The following is a 19,327-nucleotide window of genomic DNA, read 5'->3' on the forward strand; positions in this document are numbered from 1 at the left end:
AGCGCACCATGCGCCTGGGAGTTCTGGATGTCGGGTCGAATACGGTCCACCTGCTGCTGATTGACGGTAGCCCTGGAGCGCGCCCCGAACCGTACGCATCGCATAAGATTCCGCTGCAGCTCGTGCAGTACCTCGACGCTGAGGGCAATATCTCGCAGGAGGGCGCGGACGCGCTGACCCGCTTCGTGACCAGCGCCCGCGACTTCGCTATTGAGAATGAGGCGGAGGACCTGCTGGCGTTCTCCACGAGCGCTATCCGCGAGGCGGGTAATGGCGCATCAGTGCTACAGCAGGTGCGTGAGCAGACCGGCGTGAGCTTGAACGGTATTTCGGGTGATCAGGAAGCGGCGATTACGTACTTTGCGGTGCGCCGCTGGCAGGGCTGGGGTGCGGGCCGCATCCTTGATTTTGATATTGGTGGCGGCTCTTTCGAGTTTTCGATTGGCACGAACGCCATGCCTGATGCGGCGATGAGCGTGCCGTTGGGTGCGGGTCGTTTGACGCGTGAGTTCTTTGATGAGCAGCCGCCGAAGCCGAAGCAGGTGAAGCGTCTGCGTAAGTATGTGCGTGAGCAGATTGCCCCGGTGGCGGAGAACCTGTTGCGGTACGGCACGCCGGATATGACGGTGGGTACGTCGAAGACGTTCCGTTCGTTGGCGCGTATTTGCGGTGCGGCGCCGTATTCGGCGGGCCCGCATGTGAAGCGTGAGATGCATCTGCAGGATTTGCGTCTGTGGACTCGTCGCATGGAGGCGATGACGGTGTCTGAGCGCGCTGACCTGCCGGGTGTTTCGAACGCGCGTGCGGAGCAGATGCTGGCGGGCGCTATTGCGGCGGAGGCGGCGATGGAGGCGTTCGGTATTGAGACGATGCGCGTGTGCCCGTGGGCGCTGCGTGAGGGCCTGATCCTGAAGCGTATTGAGCACCTGGCGGAGGGTACGGGTACTCCGGTCAACCCGAAGACCCTCCTGGGTGCTTAACCCCATGATGATGAACCCCGCAGGCTGGTGTGTAATGGGCACCGGCCTACGGGGTCACCGCTTTTCTTTTGTATATAACCCGCCGACAAAGATGTAGGAAAGGAACAATCACCGATGAAAATTCAAGAAGTTATTGACGAGGTTAATGAAGCCTGGGGTGAAGAGCACGAAGAAAAGAAGAAACAAATATATTGGGAGAATATTGTTCGAAAGCCCCTTAAATTATTTAGAAATATTTCTTTTTGCTATATAGTTTTAGGTATTGTATTTTTGGTTATGTATAATACTACGCCTAATGAGGTTAGGCAATTTTTTCTAGATTTTATAAGCTCAATGTTTAATATCCCATATTATCTACTTGATGTGCGCAGTTCAATCATTGCTTCGTTGGCCAGTCTGCTTTTAAGCTTATACATTAGTGTTGGAAAATTTGCTGATAATATTGAAGGTGTTATTGGTGAGGCTCGCCGTGCTGTCTATCGACAATTTGCAAAAATTGTCAGTGGTATTGTCTTTATAATATTTATAATTAACTTTTGGTATGGGTTGCTTGCTGGGTATTTTCAAGGCTCATCTAATGCACCTTCGATATTGGGGGCTTGGAGTGTGGGGCCAGGGTGGGGTAGGCTTATCGTCCCAGAGTACATTAACCTTTCCAGGTATGGTGAAATTCCTCAATGGGTATTGTTGTTTTTTGCATGGTTTACATTATCCTCATCTCTAATGCTTACATATAACGAGAAAAGTATATTAATTAAAAATTCACTTTTTCTCAATAGGTTGAAGAGTGTCGATACGACAGGAAAATCGACATATGGGGATGAGTATGAAATAGCAAGATATGAATTTGAATATGGAGACCCGAAAAAGAGTTGTGAAACAACTGATGAATTGAAACCGTCCGATGGCTTGAAATGTGGTAAAGATGAAGTGGTTTATTACTCCAGTATCTTAAAGTTTGGGGAGCGGTATTCCAATTTTTCCGTCAATGTAAGTATTCTATCATACATTTTAAATATACATTTTTTGAAGGTTTTCGTTCCCTGGGCTATAGTATGTATTTTGTCCTTGATATTTTTGGGGCAGGATGGAATTGAGTTTAGTATTACTTTGACTGTGTTCTACTCTCTATATTGGTTTATGGTTGTGGGGAATAGTTATAGCCTTATATCAGAAATATATAAATTAAATGTTCTATACCTGAAGCGAGGGTACCGTAGGGCCTTTGAATATATCTCATTTTATTCGGCAGTATGGGCGAATAGGGTGATTGCATTTATGGCCGCCTTTGCTTCCCTTATGGTATTGGTTGATAGGTATGTTAGGGAAATATCAGATTTAATTAATGGACTCAATTTGTCAGATGAGATTTCTATGGCGGTGTTTATCGTTGGGATTCTAATTGTTACTTTGATTGTGACCTGCGTTTCCGTTATTATTGTGGAAAAATCTGTACGTGGGTCTCTGAGGGATATTATTAAAAGAAAGTCTGGACCAATCCTGGCAAACAACTTTAAGTTTTCTACCTTGGTATGTAGGGAAAGGGAGAAAATTGACTTTATAATGGTTGCCTACATTTATTATTTGATGTGGGTTGCAAGCGATATATATTCCAAATATAAGTCTGAGTTGGGAGAGGAGAAATCCGAGATTTAATCAAAATGTGTTGTATAATTTTAGAAGTTGCAGGCGATTGAGTTTTAATTTTATAAACCTTTGTGTTGAAAGTAAGTCTATTTTTTTTAGATATCCTTCAACGCCTCAAATGTTGAATCTGAGAAGCCACATGTGTTTCGAACAGCCACCATTATCGTAGCTTCTGGAAACACATGTGGCTTCTCGCTATGGGGCAGCTGTAACCCTCGCAGAATTTGTGTCATGGTTTAGTGTCTTCTGCCATGGTTTTTAACTACGACCAAAGACGCTAACCTATGGCAGAAATCCGCAACTCATGACCGAATCCCCTCCGTGCCAGGTAGGTGAGAGCCGGTTACGGGTTATGCCTTAGCCTTTTCATCGATAGGTTAGTATCTTCACTGCGGGGTAAAGACCCACGGTGAAGACACTAACCTATCGAAAACCTCGACCTAAAAAACAGAGCGGCCCCGGATGCACACGCATCCGGGGCTGACCCCTCGTTTCTTAGGGGGATTTTATCGCCATCTTGATACAATTTCAGAGGGTGTAATTAGCGCACAGAAGGGTTGGAGTATATTAATATATGGCAGAATTTTTCATAATAAAACGTAGTGGCGCAACAAGGGAATTAATTTTACGAGAGACTATTGGAGGAATCGATGGCTTTTCTGGGCTACAACAAAGACGAAAAGTTAGAATTTAACTATAAGAGGGCCTGCGGGTTGTGGCTAATTGCGGTGGCGGTAGTTATAGCAATAGCCACCTTGGCTGGAGGAAAGCAAATAATAAACATGCAAGTATTCAGTATTGGGTACGTCGTCAGCTTTTTCTCAATCAACATGAATAAAAAGGTACTGAATAGACTAGCCGATGGCCCTTCGAGTGAATTTCAAAATAAAGTATCCTCGTATGCTGTTATTCTACTATTTGTCTTAATGGTTTTACTGGGTGGACCCTTCTTTGCAACTGAAAATTGGAGATTGATTTGGCTAGGGGCACTGATGGCAACCGCACTGCATTTCTTTCCCTATTATTTTGTGCATGGAAAGTTAATGATATACCTGGGTCTTATCTGTGTCATTAACGTTTTCGTAGGATATGTTTGTGCCGACGTTCCACTAGAGGTAATTGCATATATTGATGCGGCAATTAAGCTCATGTTTGGAATTTATCTACTATTTCTTTCAAAGCCATCAAAGCAAATATAAGGCGCAGTTTGTCGATATGCTAAAAGCGGCCCCGAACACTTCCGTATCCGGGGCCGCCTGCTAGGAAAGGAACAATCACCGATGACGAATCAACTACTGTTAGCGCAGATGCTAGCTGAGGGGGCCGAATCTGCGCAGAGTCTTACCGCTATACCCTGGACAACAATAATATCTTCTGCAATTGCTCTTCTGGGATCAATTATTGTTGCGTGGTGGAGCGGCAGAAAGATTGACAAGCAGATGGAGTTGTCGAAACAGGCTACTCCGCCGGAGCTAACTCGTTATAAGACATGGGTTGAAGTATCTGAAAAGTATAAAGAGCTCATGGAATTTGAGAGAGCTAATAGTTTTGAAGACACTGAAAAGGAATATCAAGAAATTAGAGCATCTCGAAAAGCTGCCCTTGAACGTGCTGTTTGGGAACGGAGAGTACTTTCTTCATGCTCGGATATAGTTGCTCAGAGGAGACTCTTGGAACTTTCGGAAGGGTATATTTTTACTGAAAATGTAAACTCTATCCAAGTAGTTCCCTCCTTTGAGTCTAAAATATCTATCATCTTCCATTTTATCTCGTATATTATTTCGATTATTTTTTCAATCGTGTTCATTGTTTTCCTTGCGAAATATTTTGTAATATTTTCGGGACATGCTTTAAATGCAGAAATCGATTATCTGCAAGGGTTTCTTTTTATTGTTTTTGGCTTTCTACTCCTTTTCGTAAGTATGATGGCTGTCCGTCTTTTGTATGTTGTATTGGATGGTTTTATTGATGCCTTGTGGGGTGTAAAAATCGCAGAACATGAGTATATTAAAATCGTTCAGATATATGCAACAGGGGAAGTTTTTGCAGAAGTAATTAAGATGGTGTCAAAAGCGCATAAAAACGCTTCAAGGGTGAGGTATTCATTCCTCGATGAAGAGTATTCGGATATGATTAATTTGCCTGCTGTGTGGCGCTCTGGCGTTTGGTATTCAGATATCTCAAAGTTTTTAGGATTTATGGCACCTTATTTTGTTCTAGAAAAGTTTAATAAGAGTGGTAAGCCCTACGGTTCTTATTTGGATGGAGCATTTGAAATTGATGCTAAGAATCTTGAATGTAAAGAATTGTCGGCTCAAGGTAAAGGTGTTTCAGATAAGGAAGATAAGGAATCTGCGAGACTAAAGTTGAAAGCAAAAGCTGACCCGCTCTAGACATCTTCAGCTTTCGCAAGGGTAAACGTTGAGAAGCCACATGTGTTTCGAGCAGCCACGTCATAAGTGGCTTCTCGAAACACATATGGCTTCTCGCTATTGGGGTAACCCCTCCAAGATTTGTGCCATGGTTTAGCGTCTTCACTGCGGGTTAAAGACCCACGGTGAAGACACTAATCTATCGAAAACCTTGGTCTAAAAAGCAGGCGGCCTCGAATGTTCAAACATTCGAGGCCGCCTGCTGCGGTGATATACATGTTGGGTTAGAACTGGTTTACATATCGGGCCAGTCGCGATGCAACGAATACTCAGTATCCCCGTCGCCATTGTCATTCAGGTGCCAACGCTGACCGGTACGAATATCAGCCTTACGCAGACGCGGGTTCGGGTTATCCTTCTTACCCATCGTGGGATCATTCTTGCAGCCCCAACGAGTATCATCTTCGGCGCAGGTGCCGCCGACGCGACCCACATCAACCCACCAGACACGAATCAGCAACGGATCGACAGTTTCCTTTGTCAACACGACATCCAGAGCCTGCCAATCGCCACCGTCAACACGGAAACGGCCAGAATAAGAAACGGTCGCGTACGCATGGAAATTACCTGAACGTTTGTAGGTATAACTGGTCGCGGTCTTGCGTGACTCTTCGCCACGTGCCCTGCTGACCGGCTTGCCCATGGTGTAGAAGCTGCCCTCGTCACCGTTGCCATACTGGATGGTCATCTGAGTGGGGTAGGACTCCATCTCCACATGGCCGATCATGAGGTCGCCTTCCCATCGTGCGGCGGGGGCGTCGACGTAGAAGTTGACGGCCTGGTTCTTATAGACGTTGGGGTTGTCTTCGCTCAGACCGGTGCCAAGATTGTAGGACTGCTTCAAAACAGGAGCCTGGATATTGGTGTTAGCGAATTGGTCCTCAATCTCTTGGAGCATTTCTTCAGGAGAAGGACCCTTAGGCTGCGCGGGGTCATTCGAGGTGAAGGTTTTGGTGTCGTCGGGTACGCAGTAGCGGCCTCCAACATGGTTGGGGATTTTATTAGCGTTATCTCCCAGAGGTAGAGGCCCTATGGTGTAATGCCCCGGACGTCGGTCTACTTTCGTGTAACATTCTGCATCTCCGGCTTTTCGGGCTTCGGGTACAGTTCCGTAGACTGTTTGATTAGTGCCATCACGCATTGGGATGTGGTTATCCTCCCAACTCTTGCGTGCTGCTTCTACCGAGGCAGCAGAAGACGGGTCATCTCCCGAAATTTGTGTCGTTTTCGATTGATTGACAGTGTGTGATCTTTTTGCAGAATCATCGTCCTGGGGGATACGCTTATTTCCCGGAATTTTTACACAATGACCGTTAGAATTTTGGTTTGTGCATTCAACGGCGATAGAACTAGGAAAATATGAGATAGGAATTACCATAAGAATAGAAGCACATACGGTGGAGAAGATTTTTCTATTATTATGCATTGATAGCTTCTTAGTGTTAGACATTAAAATCAGATCCAGAAATTTTCCAGTATCCATCAGAATATGTATACAAGAAATAGAAGGAATCATCATTCGTGTCTGTATTAGCATCCATTTTTAAGCGACCATCAGGATTTACATATGTGACAGTTGACCAGATGATTCGGAATTTCATCCGATAACTCTTATTCTGATCATCGTAGATTAGGGGGCCTTCAGATTGATAAGATTCCAATCCTCCAATAATCCATCCTCCACGTTCGTAAAGAGATTCCGTGTAGCTATATGAATTATATTCATCGGTATCTTTCGTGACATATTTGAACGCATATGAGCAGTCGCCAGTCTGGGTGCCATAGTTGTGTGCAACCAGCCAGTCCTGCATCATCTTCATTAGACCCTCTTCGGTCTCGGGGTACTGTGCAGGCTCATTACGAGGCTTGGGGACATTCTGCGCAGGGCCGTAGCCATCGGCTTTGCGGTATTCACCGTCAGGCGCTTTAGACTGCCCTGAGTAGCCGCGGGTAATGACCGGGCTCGGAGTGGCTGATGCAGAAGCCGTGTCAGATGCCGTTGCAGAGACCGAAGCCGTTTCGCTCGGCGCCGCAGTTGCGGTGGCTGCCGCCTCGTTATTTGCCTGCTGGCCGCACGCCGCAAGCAGGGCACCAAGGCCCACAAGCGCGCCGCTACCCAACAGGGTGCGGCGGTTGAAAATGGTCGAATCCATAGAAGATACGCTCCTATCGTCGGTGACAGTGTGATATATGTGCATGTCGGGCCGTTATTCACAGGTCACATTGACCACCGGAAGAAAAACAACCCTATAGTGCATCCAGCAATCGCATCAATGCGCTATGGAACACTACAGTTACCACCCTACCGCATGTTTGCCGTCGTTTGCGTTCTTTTGAGGATAGTGACGGTGGTTGGTCATTATTCGGGCTTCTCAATGTTTTATGCATCAAATAAATCTGCACCCGCAGAGGCGCCATGCCTGCGGAAATTCGGTCATGAGTTACGTACTTCGACCATGGGTTAGTGACTTTAGGCTGGGGTTTTAGCCATCGCCAAAGACGCTAAATCATGACTGAAATTGCTAAGTCATTACCAAATTTCCGCCCCGCACCGAGCAACCCAAACAAAACAGGGCGGCCCCGGACGCACACGCATCCGGGGCCGCCCCCTATTTCTGCAATCTACTTCTTAGCACCGAACACTCGCGTCCACGCCCATCGGGTCAGCACCGCCGTACCCACCGCAACCGCCATCGGCAGCCACGCACTCGCACCCTGACCCGTAAAACCAATCAACAACGTCAACGCAGACAACGGTGCATTCATCGACACACCCAAAAACGCCGCCGTACCCGTTAACGCCGCCGCATACAACACCATCGACGCGCCACCCGGCACCCCGCCCAAACCCGGGAACGCCCACAGCACCAGCGCCGCCACACAAAACGCAGCCGCCGCACCCAACGCCAAACCCGGCGTCAACGTACCGCCATACGAACCCGAACGCAGGCTCAACAGCACCACGGCAGCCTTCGCCACGCACAGAGCCACCACATACCAGGCCGCGGCCGCGGTCAGACCGCCCGCCGCCGCATCCAGAGACACATTAAACGTGTGCTGAGTCAGCAGACGACCATTACCCAGAATCTCCGGAAGCCACAGCGAAACCACCGCGACCAGCACAAACGCCACCGGAATACGCCACAACAGAGAACGGTCCTTCGCCTTAATCTTCTCTGCACGCTGCGACAACGCCCTAAAACCCAACGCCAACGGAGTCAACACCACACCCGTCAACGCCGCCACCGTCAACGTCGTCGCATCCAATGGAAGCTGCGGCACCGGGTAGGTCGGCGCATTCGAAATCACCATATTCGCCGTGACCGTAGCCGTCCACACCGTCACCGCACCCACATACAGTGACCACAAGCTCAGACCCGCAGCCATCGCCTCCACGAGGTACACCAGGCCACCAATCGGCACCTGATACACCGCCGCCAGACCGGACGCCGCACCCGCCGCCACCAGCAGGCGACGCTCACGATCGCCCAGCAGTAGCGAACCATCCGGGCGGGTACCACCAATGCGCTCCAGCAGGCGCGCGCACCGACCCGCGGCCAGCGCACCCAGCTCACGAGGCGCGACCTCCTTACCCACCGGGGAGCCCGCACCCACCGCAACAATCTGAATCACCGAATGGGAAATCTGCCGCCACAGCGGGGGCTTAAGGTCCTCCTCGGTAGCACCCGCAATCTGCGCCTTCACGCTCACCACGCGCCGACCGCCCGACTGCAGGTAGTACCACACCAGCGCCACGAACGGGCCCAGAGCTACCAGCACCAGCGCACGGCGCGCCGGATCGGCGCCGTCAGTCACCATCGGGTGATGACCCTCAGCCTGACCGAAAGTTAGTTCCTGCATAAAGTCCAGAACATAATGCAGAGCAATCGCGCCCAAGCCGCTGAACACGCCCGTGACCAGCGCGGCAAGGGTCAGCCCCAGCAGGAGGCGAAACGAAAAAGAACGGGAACCCGCAGAATTCTGCGGGCTATTCGGGGAAGAATTCGGGGAAGAACCAGTATGAGAAGACATAGAACTGAGTCCGTAGTGTGTGTTGCTTGCTGTGTGTTGCTTAGAAGCTTCATAACCGGCAAAACCGCCGCATGTGAAGCCGATTTTATTCTACTCCCGCACCTTTTACAGCTCAGCGGTGTGCCAAAGATTGAGAGGCGGAACGGCACAGCGAGGGAAGGCGCCCCAGAGAACACACCCCACCGAACGCACCCCAGAAATGCACATGAAACACGAGCCAGGTCACACGCCCACCGCCGCACCCGCTATGCTGGAAGGGTACGCCTCCACGCGCCCGCCGCACACCGTGCAAAGTAGCCGCCGGGCGCAGGCACCCCACTCGGAAGGATCAACGATGACCGCAACTATTGCTTTTCTCGGCACCGGCTCCATGAACGGCTCCATCGCCGCAGGTCTGCTCGCCGCAGGCCACGACCCCGCCCACATCCGCGCCACCGTGCGTAGCGAAGAATCCCGCGCCGCCCTCGCCCAGCGCCTCGGCGACAAAGTAGAAATCATCACCACCGGCGGCGATGCTGACGGCAACCACAAGGCAACCGCTCACGCAGACGTTGTGCTGCTCGGCGTGAAGCCCTACGGCATCGTGGAGCTTGCCCGTGATATTGCGCCCGCCCTCGCACCGAATGCTGTCGTGGTGTCCGTTGCCGCTGGCGTGACCCTCGAAACCCTCGCCGCGTGCCTTCCTGCAGGTCAGCCCATTGTTCGCTGCATGCCGAACACCCCCTCCTCCGTGGGCAAGGGCGTGCTCGCTATCTCCACCACCGACACCGTGAAGGATGAGCAGAAGAAGCTCGTCGAAGAGGTCCTGGGCACCGTCGGTCTGGTCGTTGAGGTTCGCGAGGACCAGATGGATGCGGTCACCGCCGTCTCCGGTTCTGGCCCGGCATACGCGTTCCTGCTTGCGGAGGCGATGGCCGCCGCCGGCGCGGAGCTCGGCCTGGATCATGAGACCGCCCTCAAGCTCGCCAGCGCAACCGTTGCTGGTGCGGGCTTCCTGCTGGATTCCAACCCGGATGCGCCCGCCCTGCGCCGCGCCGTGACCAGCCCGAACGGCACCACCGAGCGTGCACTGAACACCTTCGTGGATGGTGGCCTCTTCCAGCTGACCGAGGACGCGATGCGCGCCTGCGCCGCTCGTTCGGCGGAAATGAGCCAGCTGTACACCGCTGACGAGGACTAATCAGCGGGGACTAATACCGTCCGGTAGCATCCCTCTGATTGGGTAAAACTACAGAAAAACAGCCTCCTCCCGGCAGAACGGGAAGAGGCTGTTTTTCTATGTCTATTTGCGGGCTGCTCAATCGCGGGCTCCTCAAGGCAGCGAGGAAAAATACTCTTAGGGGCGCGCCGCAAAACGCTCAATCAGGTCCACCTGACCGGACACAATCAGAATGTCGCGCGAGTGAATGCGGGTGGTCGCGTCCGCGTAGGTGAAGTCCTCGCCGGGAGACTTAATACCGACCACGGACACGCCGTACTTAGAGCGGATATCCGACTCCGCCAGGGTGAAACCGTGGGTTTCCTTCGGCGGGCGCATCTTCGCAATCGCGAAGTCGTCATCAAACTCAATGTAATCCAGCAGTCGACCCGAGACCAGGTGCGCGGCGCGGCGGCCGGCGTCCGCCTCCGGGTAGACCACGTGGTGCGCGCCAATACGCTCCAGAATCTTGCCGTGCGCGGGGGTGATGGCCTTCGCCCAAATACGTTCCACACCAATGTCTACGAGGTTCGCGGTAATCAGCACGGACGCCTCAACGGAGGTGCCCACACCCACCACAGCGGACCCGAAATCGTCCGCACCCAACTGGTGTAGGGTGTCGATATCGGTCGCATCCGCAGAGACCACGTGGGTCAGCACGCCGGACCACTTCTGCACCAGCTCGGGGTCCTTCTCAATGGCGAGAACCTCCTTATTCTGCAGGCGCAGCTGGGCTGCCACCGCGGAGCCGAAGCGGCCCAAACCAATCACGAGGACGGGGGCGTTATGTGCACTAGCCAATGGTGGGCCTTTCTTCGGGGAACTTGTAGAGGCGGCGGCGTGAACGCAGCGCCAGGCCGGTTGCGGCGGTTGTGGTGCCCACACGGCCAATGAGCATCAGGCCGCTGAGCACGTAGATACCCGCCGGTGGCAGGCTTGCGGAGAGACCATTCGAGAGGCCGCAGGTCGCGAAGGCGGAGATGACCTCGAAAATCACTTCTTTGAGGTCCGCGCCGCTAATGATGAGAATCGACGCGGCACCAACACCTACCACGGTAGCACCCATAACAATCACAGAGATAGCAATGCGCAGAGAGGATTCGGGGATGGTGCGGTTGAACGCGACGACCTTCTGATCGCCTCGCGCCTCAGCAAGAATGGACAGAGCAATCACGGCGATGGTCGTGACCTTCACGCCACCCGCGGTCGAGCCGGAGCCGCCGCCAATGAACATGAGCATGTCCGTCAGTAGCGTGGAGACGGGGGTAATGCTGCTCATGTCGACCAGGTTGAAGCCGCCCGAACGCATCATGACGGACGCAAAAATAGCGTTCAGAACCTTGTCACCTGCGGAGTAATCACCGATGGTGGCGGGGTTGTTCCACTCGAAGAGACCCCAGAAGAACGCGCCAAAAGCAAAGAAAAACAGGGTCGTCACGGTGGTCAGCTTCGCGGTGAGCGACCAGTGGCGGGGGCGGAAAGGATGATGCTGAATCGCAATGAAAACAGGGAAACCGAGCGAGCCCAAGAACACGGCAATGCAGATGGGCACGAGCAGGAAGAGATCATGGCCGTAGGGCACGATGCCGTCGGAATGCGGGGTGAAGCCTGCATTGTTGAAGGCTGAGATGGAGTAGAAAATGCTGTGCCAGATGGCTTGGAATGGGTCTTCGCCGAGGGTCAGGAAACGAGGAATCAGCACAAGCGCAATGATTGCCTCGATGGAGAATGAAGCATAGGAGACGCTCTTGATGATGCCACCGACCTCGCCAAGACGGCTGATGTTCAGGTCTTCCTGTGCGATGAGCTTGGTGCGCAGACCCATCTTACGGCCGATAGCCAGCGCCAGCAGGGAGGTAATGGTCAGAGTACCCAAACCACCGACCTGACAAGCCACAAGAATCATTGCCTGACCGAAGGTGGACCACTGCTCGGCGGTGGAGACGGTAGTCAGGCCGGTCACGGTCACCGCACTCGTAGAGGTAAAGAACGCGTGGTGGAAGGGCGCGGGCTGCCCATCGTTAGAAGAGATGGGCAGTAGCAGCGTAAGCGTGAAGAAGATAATGACCAGGAAGAATGCCGTGATTGCAGTACGCGAAGGGGACGCAAGCACGGTCACGTCAATGAAGTCACGGAACCGTTCTAGGGTCTGCAGGTTGAAGCCAATGGGTGCACGCTTGCGCTGAGCCTCGGAGTCCTCGCTGGCGTGGTCGCGCAGGGCAGGCAGGCGGTCAAGATCAATGCCGGGCACACTCGTGAGGATGCTCAGGTTCTCTGCTTCGAGGCGGTCGCGTCGGCTACGGCGGACCTGCTGCTTCTGCGGCATGGAGGTGGTGCCGCTGAGGGTGTCCCAGCGGCGGTTGAGCTGCCCGTGGGGGTGGTGATGTCGGCGCCGGGTGCGGCGGATTATGCGTCCCATGCGCCTCCTTCATGTTGTGCCTGGGTGTTGGGCGTGGGGTGCCCGAGGAATGGTGGTTTGTGTGCGGCGGTTTTTGCCTGTTTTAACGCCTTCTAGTGTATCGCGCCGGGTGCCTTGAGAGGGGGTAGGGTGTTGATCGCTGGACGCTCAATGTGTGAGCTGGGTAAGGACGCGTGGGCGGTTTTTCGTGTGAGCCACAGAAAAGCATATATTCTCTTTATGGTATATATTCGGTGGCGGGTTGAAAAGCTGGCGTATGCTCATCGTGTGATACAGCTATATACCGTCTAATGTGATGGACACTTCATGCTTTTATCCCCTTCAATGCTTCATTTTGAGCTAGCGTTCAGGAGTCTTTCAGAATTTTTGAAGGTAATTTCTGTATCAGCCTCATTCTAAGCTTGAGGCGCCTCTTTATATGTCATAATCGCTATATGCATTCTGATGTTTTTTCTGTCATCGCGGATCCGACTCGCCGCCGAATTGTGCGTATTCTCGCTGAGCAAACCCACACGGTGGGTGCTGTGGTCGAAAAGCTGGGCATGAGCCAGCCGACCATTTCGAAGCATCTGAAAGTTCTTCGCGAAGCAGATGTGGTCTCTGTGACCGTGGAGGGGCAGCGTCGCCTCTACTCCCTGAACCCGGATGTATTCGCCACCGTCACCGAGTGGATTAACGAGACCGTTCAGATTGCACGCCAGTCCAGCGAGGCGCATGTGCCCGTGGCACTGCCCGGTGGTGCTACCGCACCTGCTGAGAATAAGGCTGAGGAAAAGGCCGCTGAGAAGGCTCCCGAGAAGGCGGCTGAGGCTACCCCCGTTTCGGCTGGCAAGCCCGCTGACACTGCCGAGAAGCCCGTTACTGAGGCAGGGAAGAAGGCTCCGGAAGCTTCCTCCGCTGAGGCATCTGAATCCCTCGCGGTTGAGGCTCCTTCCGCTGAGGAAATTGAGCAGGCGCGTATTCAGCGTGCCCGCGCCCAGTACCTGACCCCGAGCGCACGCATCTACTCGCGTCCGGCGGAGCATGCTTCTGAAACTGCCACCTCCGAGGCGGCTACTTCTGCATCCGCTGAGAAGGCTGAACCCGTCGCACCCGCTGCAACCGAAGAGGTTGTGGAGCGTACCCCGATGCGCCCCTTTACTCCCGCATCCTATGGCTACGACGTGGGGGCTACCCCCGCGGCATCCGCAACCCCCGCTCAGCCTGCCGCTGTGTCTTACGGTATTGACCCGGCTGCGGTTGTGGGCGGTTCGATCCAACCTATCGCTGTGACCCCCGAAGCTCCTGCTGCCGAGGAGCCCGCGGTGGCTGAGAAGGCGGTCGAAGAAAAGCCTGAAGAAAAGCCCGCGGAAAAGGCTGAGGAGAAGACCTCGGTTGAAGAAAGCGTAGCTACCGAGAAGCCTGCAGCTGAAGAATCTGCACCTGAGAAGGTTGCTGAAGAAGAATCTGACAAGGCCGAAAGCAAGTCTGATACTTCCTCTGAGGAGACCGAGTACCAGACCATGCCCGCCTACGATTCGGTGTACCGCCCCAGCGTTGAGACGACCAACGCTGAGGCGAAGGACACCCACCGCGGTGGTCTCTTCGGCTTCCTGCGTGGTCGCCGCCGCTAAGGCGCGCCCTGAGCCGCAACCTCCGGCATAACCCATCGATAAAGCACACACACTCTCACTCACCTTTATCTAACCGAAAGACGCATTCACGTGGCTATTCATCGTAAAATTCTGCGCTGGCTCGAGAACGAACTGTTCGAGGGCAATATTCAGCTGGGTCAGGACCTGCCTAGCGATAGCGAGATTGCGCGCGCTATTGGTGTGGGTCGTTCCCGCACCCGCGAGGCTCTGCGCACCCTGGAAGATATGGATCTGGTGCAGCTGTACAACGGCCGCGGCAAGGAAATGCTGGTGCACCTGAGCGATGAGCCTGCCGCCGCCGCGAGTGCCGCTCTGCGCCTGCACATGTCCAGTTCGCGTTACCCGACTCGTGACCTGGTGCAGACCCGTATTCTGCTGGAGAGCTGGGCGATTGCGCGTATTGACCCGAAGACGGCATCTTTCGCGGAGATGGACGAGGTCCTGGCGCAGATGGAAGACTTCGACCTGTCGATTCGTGACTTCTTGGAGCTTCTGCTGACCTTCCACCACCAGGTGATGCGTTGCGCCGGCAATGAGCTGCTGGTGGGTCTGCTCGCGTCGGTGCGTCAGCCGAGCTTTGAGTCGATGCTGTCGCTGGTGGGTCGTATGCCGCTGTGGAGTAGCGCTGTGGAGCGTCTGCGTGCTGAGAGCCGCGCTATTGCGGAGGCTTTGAAAGCTGGTGACGCTGCGACTGCTCGCGCCATGGTGATTGGTCAGTTGCGCGGCATGTATGCCGATGCCGGCATTGACCTGGAGCAGGAGGCGACCTCGGCGAATGGTCTGCCGGGTGAGCCGATTGCGTCTGAGTTTGCTCCGGTGGATGTGGATGAGTTTGCCGCAGATGACTTTGACGACCTGTTGCAGGATGACCCCTCTTTCGCTGATGCGGAGGCTTTGCCCGCCGCGGATGCACCTGTTGCTGCACCTGCTTCTGTGGAGCCTGCTGCTGAGCCTGTTCAGGCTTCTGCGCAGTCTTCTGCCGTGGAGTACACGGTACCTGAGGGCGATATCGTCTACATTGAGGAGACCGTTTCTGAGGTACCCGCTGAGCGTGTTTCGGCTGATGAGCCTGCTGAGGCTCCTTCCGCTTCTGATGTTTCTGACAAGGCAGGACATGCCGTTCCCGCACCCTCTCAGACCGCGCCTGCTGTGGCTTCCGTAGCTCCCGCTCAGCCTGCCGCTCATTCGGTGAGCGCGGATGTTCCGCTGAGCTTCGGCACCCCGCGCGGCTTCAACCTGTCTGCTCAGGCTGCCCCGGTTGCTTCTGCGGCTCCGGCATCTGGCGCTCAGGCTCCCGCCTCGCAGACTTTCAGCTCGCAGACTCCCAGCGGTCAGCTGCCGAGCCTCCCTGCCGCGTACGCGCAGGAAGAGGCTGAGGGCCCCGCGAAGGTTCTGCGCGCCTCCACGGCGGCTCCGCGTCGCCGTAGCGGTCAGATCGTTTCTCCGGTGCGCGCGACCATCATTAAGCCGGTGGATCGTAGCAAGGTGCTGACTGCGCCTGCCCGTACCGCGCGTCCTGCGGCTGTTGCGGCTACCTCTGCGCCTGCTGAGTCTGCGTCTTCTGAGAAGGTTCTGCGCGCTCCGGCGCGCCAGGAGGAGCCCGCTACTCAGGCACCTGAGCCTACCCGTCTTGAGGCGGCTGCGACCATCCACGACACTTACGAGAAGCTTCCTCATGAGGAGCCGGTGCAGGAACGCCGCGGCATCTTCTCGAAGATGAAGCGTTTCTTCGGCGTGGACGTGTACGAGCCTGAGCACGATGATGCCCAGGAGAGCGCTGAGAAGGACCAGACTGTGAAGGAGCAGACTGTGAAGGATGAACCGAAGCCTGAGTCCCAGTCTGACCCTCAGCCCGTCCTTGACGAGAAGGCGCTGGCTCGTGCCGAGGCTGAGCGTGCTGAGCGTCTGAAGGCGCTGCACGCGGCGGCTGAGGAGAGCACCGCTGAAGAGGTCTCTGTAGAAGAGCCGGTTGAAGAACCCGCTGAGTCTTCTGAGCCCGCGCAGGAATCGGCTGAGGAATCGGCAGAGGTTGCCTCCGAGGTTGATGAGAACACTGCTGAGGGTGCTGTAGCTTCTTCCGGTTCGGTGCTGTCTCATGGCCGCGGTAAGGGCTCGAAGAAGTCGAAGAAGAAGCGCCGCTAGGGTTACCGAATCCCCATTTTCGCCCCGATATACCCCGGATATACCGCGGGAAAAGCGGAATTTCAGGGAAAAACTCCTGAAAAGCCGCTCTCGAATGGTGAAAATGGGGGTAAACCTAGTACTCTAGGTAGGTAGCGCTCTAAAACGCAAGGGTATTTCTGTGCCTAAAATGCGTTTTGGAGCGGTTATACCGGTATAAATATCCCCGGGTAGCTACCGAGTCGAATGGCTCGGCCGGGTACGAGTAAAGTGAGGAAATCCTATGGGTTCCGTTATCAAGAAGCGCCGCAAGCGTATGTCCAAGAAGAAGCACCGCAAGCTGCTTCGTAAGACCCGCCACCAGCGCCGCAACAAGAAGTAAATAGACTTCTTTCGCCCCGCCCTCCGTTTGGAGAGGCGGGGTTTTTGCGTACCTGCTGCCCTACGTTTCTATAGAGCTTGTGCGGGTTGCCTGTTTGGGGTGCGGCGCGCTATCTGAGAGACTGGGATTATGACTGAAACTTCCACCATTAAAGTTCACCTGATGCGTCACGGCGAGGTGCACAACCCCGAGCGTATCGTGTACGGCCGTCTGCCCGGTTACCGCCTGTCGGATAAGGGCCAGCAGATGGTGCGCCTGAGCGCCGAGGAGTTCGCCGCTCGTGCTGAGCGCGGCTCCCGCTTCGTGCACCTGGTCTGCTCGCCGCTGCAGCGCACCCGCGAGTCTGCCGCCCCGGTTGAGGAGCTGCTGGGTCTGACTGCGCAGCCGGATGAGCGCGTCATCGAGGCGGATAACTACTTTGAGGGTCTGCACGTGAACGCGCAGGAGCTGTTGCAGAACCCGCGTCACTGGACGAAGCTGTACAACCCGGCGCGCCCCTCCTGGGGTGAGTCGTACCTGGATCAGGTTCGCCGTATGGCGGCGGCTGTTCAGGATGCGGCGCGTACCGCCTACGAGCGCGGCGGCGAGGGTGCGGAGGCAATCATCGTCTCGCACCAGCTGCCGATTTGGATTACTCGCCTGGGCGTTGAGGGCCGCATGCTGCAGCATGACCCGCGCGCCCGTGAGTGCAACCTGGCGTCGATTACGACCTTGGCGTTTAGCACCACTGATTTTGAGCATGAGATGCCGCATTTTGTGGAGTATTCGGAGCCCGCTGCGCCGCTGTACGGTGGCGTGATTCAGCTACCCGGTAGCTAAAACATCCGGTAGCTAGTTCCTGAAGCTGTTTTTGAGCATAGTAAGAGGCTGTGAGCCCATCCGTCGCGGATGTGCCCACAGCCTCTTGCTGTAAATCTTAGGTGCGCGAGCCTAGCCACCCTGACTAGTTCTGCCCGTTGCTTTGGCCAGGAGTGCCATCCTCGGGGTTCTTGTGCTCGGGGTCTTGCTTGTTGTTTGATTCTGCCTCGCGGCTGCGGCGTTCGCGTTCTGCTTTTGCTTTGAGCCAGCGCAGGTACTCTTCATCGTCATCGGGGGAAGAGACCGAGGGGGCGGGGGCGCTGCGTCGCTGACCGAATCCGGGGCGAGTGCCTGCTACGGGCTGCGCCTTGGGGCGGCCCAGGATGAGCCACATGATGGGGCCTACCACGGGGAAGAGCAGGGTGACGAGAACCCACAGCCACTTGGGCAGGGTTCGCGCCTCGTGTGCGGGGGTGCGGACGGCGTCCAAGAGGGTGTAGAGGGTCAGCCCCACGATGAGGGCGGCGCCGCCAATAATCAGCATGGCTCGAATCATAAGCACTACTATGACATACCGCCGCGTTATCGCGGAACTATGAACCGGGTACCCGCTAGCGGCTTAACGGCGCAGCGAAAGAGCTCGATGCGAACTTGCGCAGAACTGGCGCAGATTCGTACATCGGCTTAGTAGCCGGTGAATACCTGAACTTCGTGGCTAATAATATCCAGCGAACCCAGCCACACGGCGAGGGCAAGAATCACCGAGTACGCGAGCGCCACAATACCCGCCTGTTTGAGCACGGGGATTAGGTCGCGGCCGCCGCGCGTCCACACGGTCACGCAGGAGTGGATGGTCGGGCCGACCAGCAGGAAGATCAGCAGGAACCAGGGGTTCTCATCGAGCAGGAGTACGCCCAGGCCCAGTGCCAGCGCCATCTCCACAATGTAGGTGATGCGCGACCAGCGTTCGCCCAGGCGCACCGCCATGGTGAGCTTGCCCGCCTCGATGTCGGTGGGGATGTCACGCACGTTATTCGCCATGAGAAGCGCGCAGGAAATCAGACCAATGCCGACAGCACCCACCCAGCCGAGCAGGGTCAGGGTGTGGGCCTGCGTGTAGAGGGTACCCAGGGTGGCGACCAGACCAAAGTAGACGAAGACGAACACGTCACCCAGGCCCATGTAGCCGTAGGGGTGCTTGCCGCCGGTGTAGCCCCAGGCCGCGAAGACGCTCGAGGCGCCAATCGCCAGGAACCACCACTGGTTTGCCAGGGCCACCAGTACCAGGCCCGCCAGCATTGCCGCGCCGAAGCACGCAAACGCGGCGTACTTGACCGAACGGGGGCTGGCCACGCCCGAACCGACCAGGCGCAGGGGCCCCACGCGGTCTTCGTCGGTGCCCTTAATACCGTCGGAGTAGTCGTTGGCGTAGTTCACACCCACCTGCAGGAAAAACGCGACCAGGAAGGCCAGAAAGGCGTACAGCGGCTTGAACTCGCCAATCTCGTAGGCAGCAGCCGAGCCGGCAATAATGGGGGCGACGGCAAGCGGCAGGGTGCGCAGGCGCGCGCCTTCAATCCATTGAGCGGCAGTGGCCACGGGGATTCCTTCCAGGGTTGATGCGTTTGCGGTGAGGGGGACAGCGGGAGGCGTGAGACGGTGCCGTGAGGCAGAGCCGCGGCGC

General features: G+C 55.2%; 16 protein-coding genes. 9 read left to right on the forward strand and 7 right to left on the reverse strand.

All coding sequences use genetic code 11. From position 1 onward, the window contains the following. The first annotated feature begins 8 nt into the window (after positions 1–8). From RWL87_RS07535 to RWL87_RS07550, 4 genes are all read left to right on the forward strand, one after another. On the forward strand, positions 9–980 hold the full coding sequence (locus tag RWL87_RS07535) for a Ppx/GppA family phosphatase (protein ID WP_313969442.1): 972 nt from the start codon (positions 9–11) through the stop codon (positions 978–980). Between the two features lie 114 nt (positions 981–1,094). Next, positions 1,095–2,636 carry a hypothetical protein gene (locus RWL87_RS07540; RefSeq protein WP_313969443.1) on the forward strand — a complete coding sequence of 514 codons (1,542 nt, stop codon included), beginning with the start codon at positions 1,095–1,097 and terminating at the stop codon, positions 2,634–2,636. Between the two features lie 641 nt (positions 2,637–3,277). Continuing rightward, positions 3,278–3,826 (forward strand): DUF6609 family protein, encoded by a 549-nt coding sequence (locus tag RWL87_RS07545; RefSeq protein ID WP_313969444.1) that lies wholly within the window; start codon positions 3,278–3,280, stop codon positions 3,824–3,826. A gap of 81 nt (positions 3,827–3,907) precedes the next feature. Further along, on the forward strand, positions 3,908–5,020 hold the full coding sequence (locus tag RWL87_RS07550) for a hypothetical protein (RefSeq protein ID WP_313969445.1): 1,113 nt from the start codon (positions 3,908–3,910) through the stop codon (positions 5,018–5,020). Positions 5,021–5,294: 274 nt separating this feature from the next. Here RWL87_RS07550 and RWL87_RS07555 read toward each other — a convergent pair whose 3' ends face one another. The 3 genes from RWL87_RS07555 to RWL87_RS07565 form a co-directional block, all read right to left on the reverse strand. Continuing rightward, positions 5,295–5,957 carry a hypothetical protein gene (locus RWL87_RS07555; protein ID WP_313969446.1) on the reverse strand — a complete coding sequence of 221 codons (663 nt, stop codon included), beginning with the start codon at positions 5,955–5,957 and terminating at the stop codon, positions 5,295–5,297. Between the two features lie 544 nt (positions 5,958–6,501). Continuing rightward, positions 6,502–7,212: a DUF6318 family protein gene (locus tag RWL87_RS07560; RefSeq protein ID WP_313969447.1), complete on the reverse strand. Its 711-nt coding sequence runs from the start codon at positions 7,210–7,212 to the stop codon at positions 6,502–6,504. 469 nt (positions 7,213–7,681) lie between these two features. After that, positions 7,682–9,091: a chloride channel protein gene (locus tag RWL87_RS07565; RefSeq protein WP_313969448.1), complete on the reverse strand. Its 1,410-nt coding sequence runs from the start codon at positions 9,089–9,091 to the stop codon at positions 7,682–7,684. A gap of 334 nt (positions 9,092–9,425) precedes the next feature. On the opposite strand from RWL87_RS07565, the gene proC reads away from it, so the two are divergent. Next, a complete protein-coding gene (gene proC / locus RWL87_RS07570; RefSeq protein ID WP_313969449.1) occupies positions 9,426–10,271 on the forward strand; it encodes a pyrroline-5-carboxylate reductase in 846 nt (281 codons plus the stop codon). Between the two features lie 156 nt (positions 10,272–10,427). Here proC and RWL87_RS07575 read toward each other — a convergent pair whose 3' ends face one another. Together RWL87_RS07575 and RWL87_RS07580 are read right to left on the reverse strand one after the other, a co-directional pair. Then, positions 10,428–11,090 carry a TrkA family potassium uptake protein gene (locus RWL87_RS07575; protein ID WP_005504725.1) on the reverse strand — a complete coding sequence of 221 codons (663 nt, stop codon included), beginning with the start codon at positions 11,088–11,090 and terminating at the stop codon, positions 10,428–10,430. Continuing rightward, the gene (locus RWL87_RS07580; protein WP_313969450.1) at positions 11,083–12,708 is read right to left on the reverse strand and encodes a potassium transporter TrkG; all 1,626 of its coding nucleotides are present in this window, start codon (positions 12,706–12,708) and stop codon (positions 11,083–11,085) included. The genes RWL87_RS07575 and RWL87_RS07580 overlap by 8 nt, the downstream gene beginning before the upstream one ends. 434 nt (positions 12,709–13,142) lie before the next feature. On the opposite strand from RWL87_RS07580, the gene RWL87_RS07585 reads away from it, so the two are divergent. The 4 genes from RWL87_RS07585 (at position 13,143) to RWL87_RS07600 (ending at position 17,664) form a co-directional block, all read left to right on the forward strand. After that, positions 13,143–14,321 (forward strand): metalloregulator ArsR/SmtB family transcription factor, encoded by a 1,179-nt coding sequence (locus RWL87_RS07585; protein ID WP_313969451.1) that lies wholly within the window; start codon positions 13,143–13,145, stop codon positions 14,319–14,321. Positions 14,322–14,411: 90 nt separating this feature from the next. Beyond that, positions 14,412–16,484 (forward strand): FCD domain-containing protein, encoded by a 2,073-nt coding sequence (locus RWL87_RS07590; RefSeq protein WP_313969452.1) that lies wholly within the window; start codon positions 14,412–14,414, stop codon positions 16,482–16,484. 262 nt (positions 16,485–16,746) lie between these two features. After that, positions 16,747–16,845 carry a 30S ribosomal protein bS22 gene (locus tag RWL87_RS07595; protein ID WP_005504750.1) on the forward strand — a complete coding sequence of 33 codons (99 nt, stop codon included), beginning with the start codon at positions 16,747–16,749 and terminating at the stop codon, positions 16,843–16,845. Positions 16,846–16,974: 129 nt separating this feature from the next. Next, positions 16,975–17,664, forward strand: a complete 690-nt coding sequence (locus RWL87_RS07600; RefSeq protein ID WP_303987776.1) for a histidine phosphatase family protein — start codon at positions 16,975–16,977, stop codon at positions 17,662–17,664. A 124-nt stretch (positions 17,665–17,788) separates the two neighbouring features. Here the strand turns inward: RWL87_RS07600 and RWL87_RS07605 are convergent, their stop codons facing one another. Further along, positions 17,789–18,199 (reverse strand): PLD nuclease N-terminal domain-containing protein, encoded by a 411-nt coding sequence (locus RWL87_RS07605; RefSeq protein WP_313969453.1) that lies wholly within the window; start codon positions 18,197–18,199, stop codon positions 17,789–17,791. A gap of 128 nt (positions 18,200–18,327) precedes the next feature. Next, the gene (locus RWL87_RS07610; RefSeq protein WP_313969454.1) at positions 18,328–19,242 is read right to left on the reverse strand and encodes a 1,4-dihydroxy-2-naphthoate polyprenyltransferase; all 915 of its coding nucleotides are present in this window, start codon (positions 19,240–19,242) and stop codon (positions 18,328–18,330) included. Positions 19,243–19,327: the final 85 nt, after the last annotated feature.

Source organism: uncultured Rothia sp. (genome assembly GCF_963555405.1).
GTDB lineage: Bacteria > Actinomycetota > Actinomycetes > Actinomycetales > Micrococcaceae > Rothia.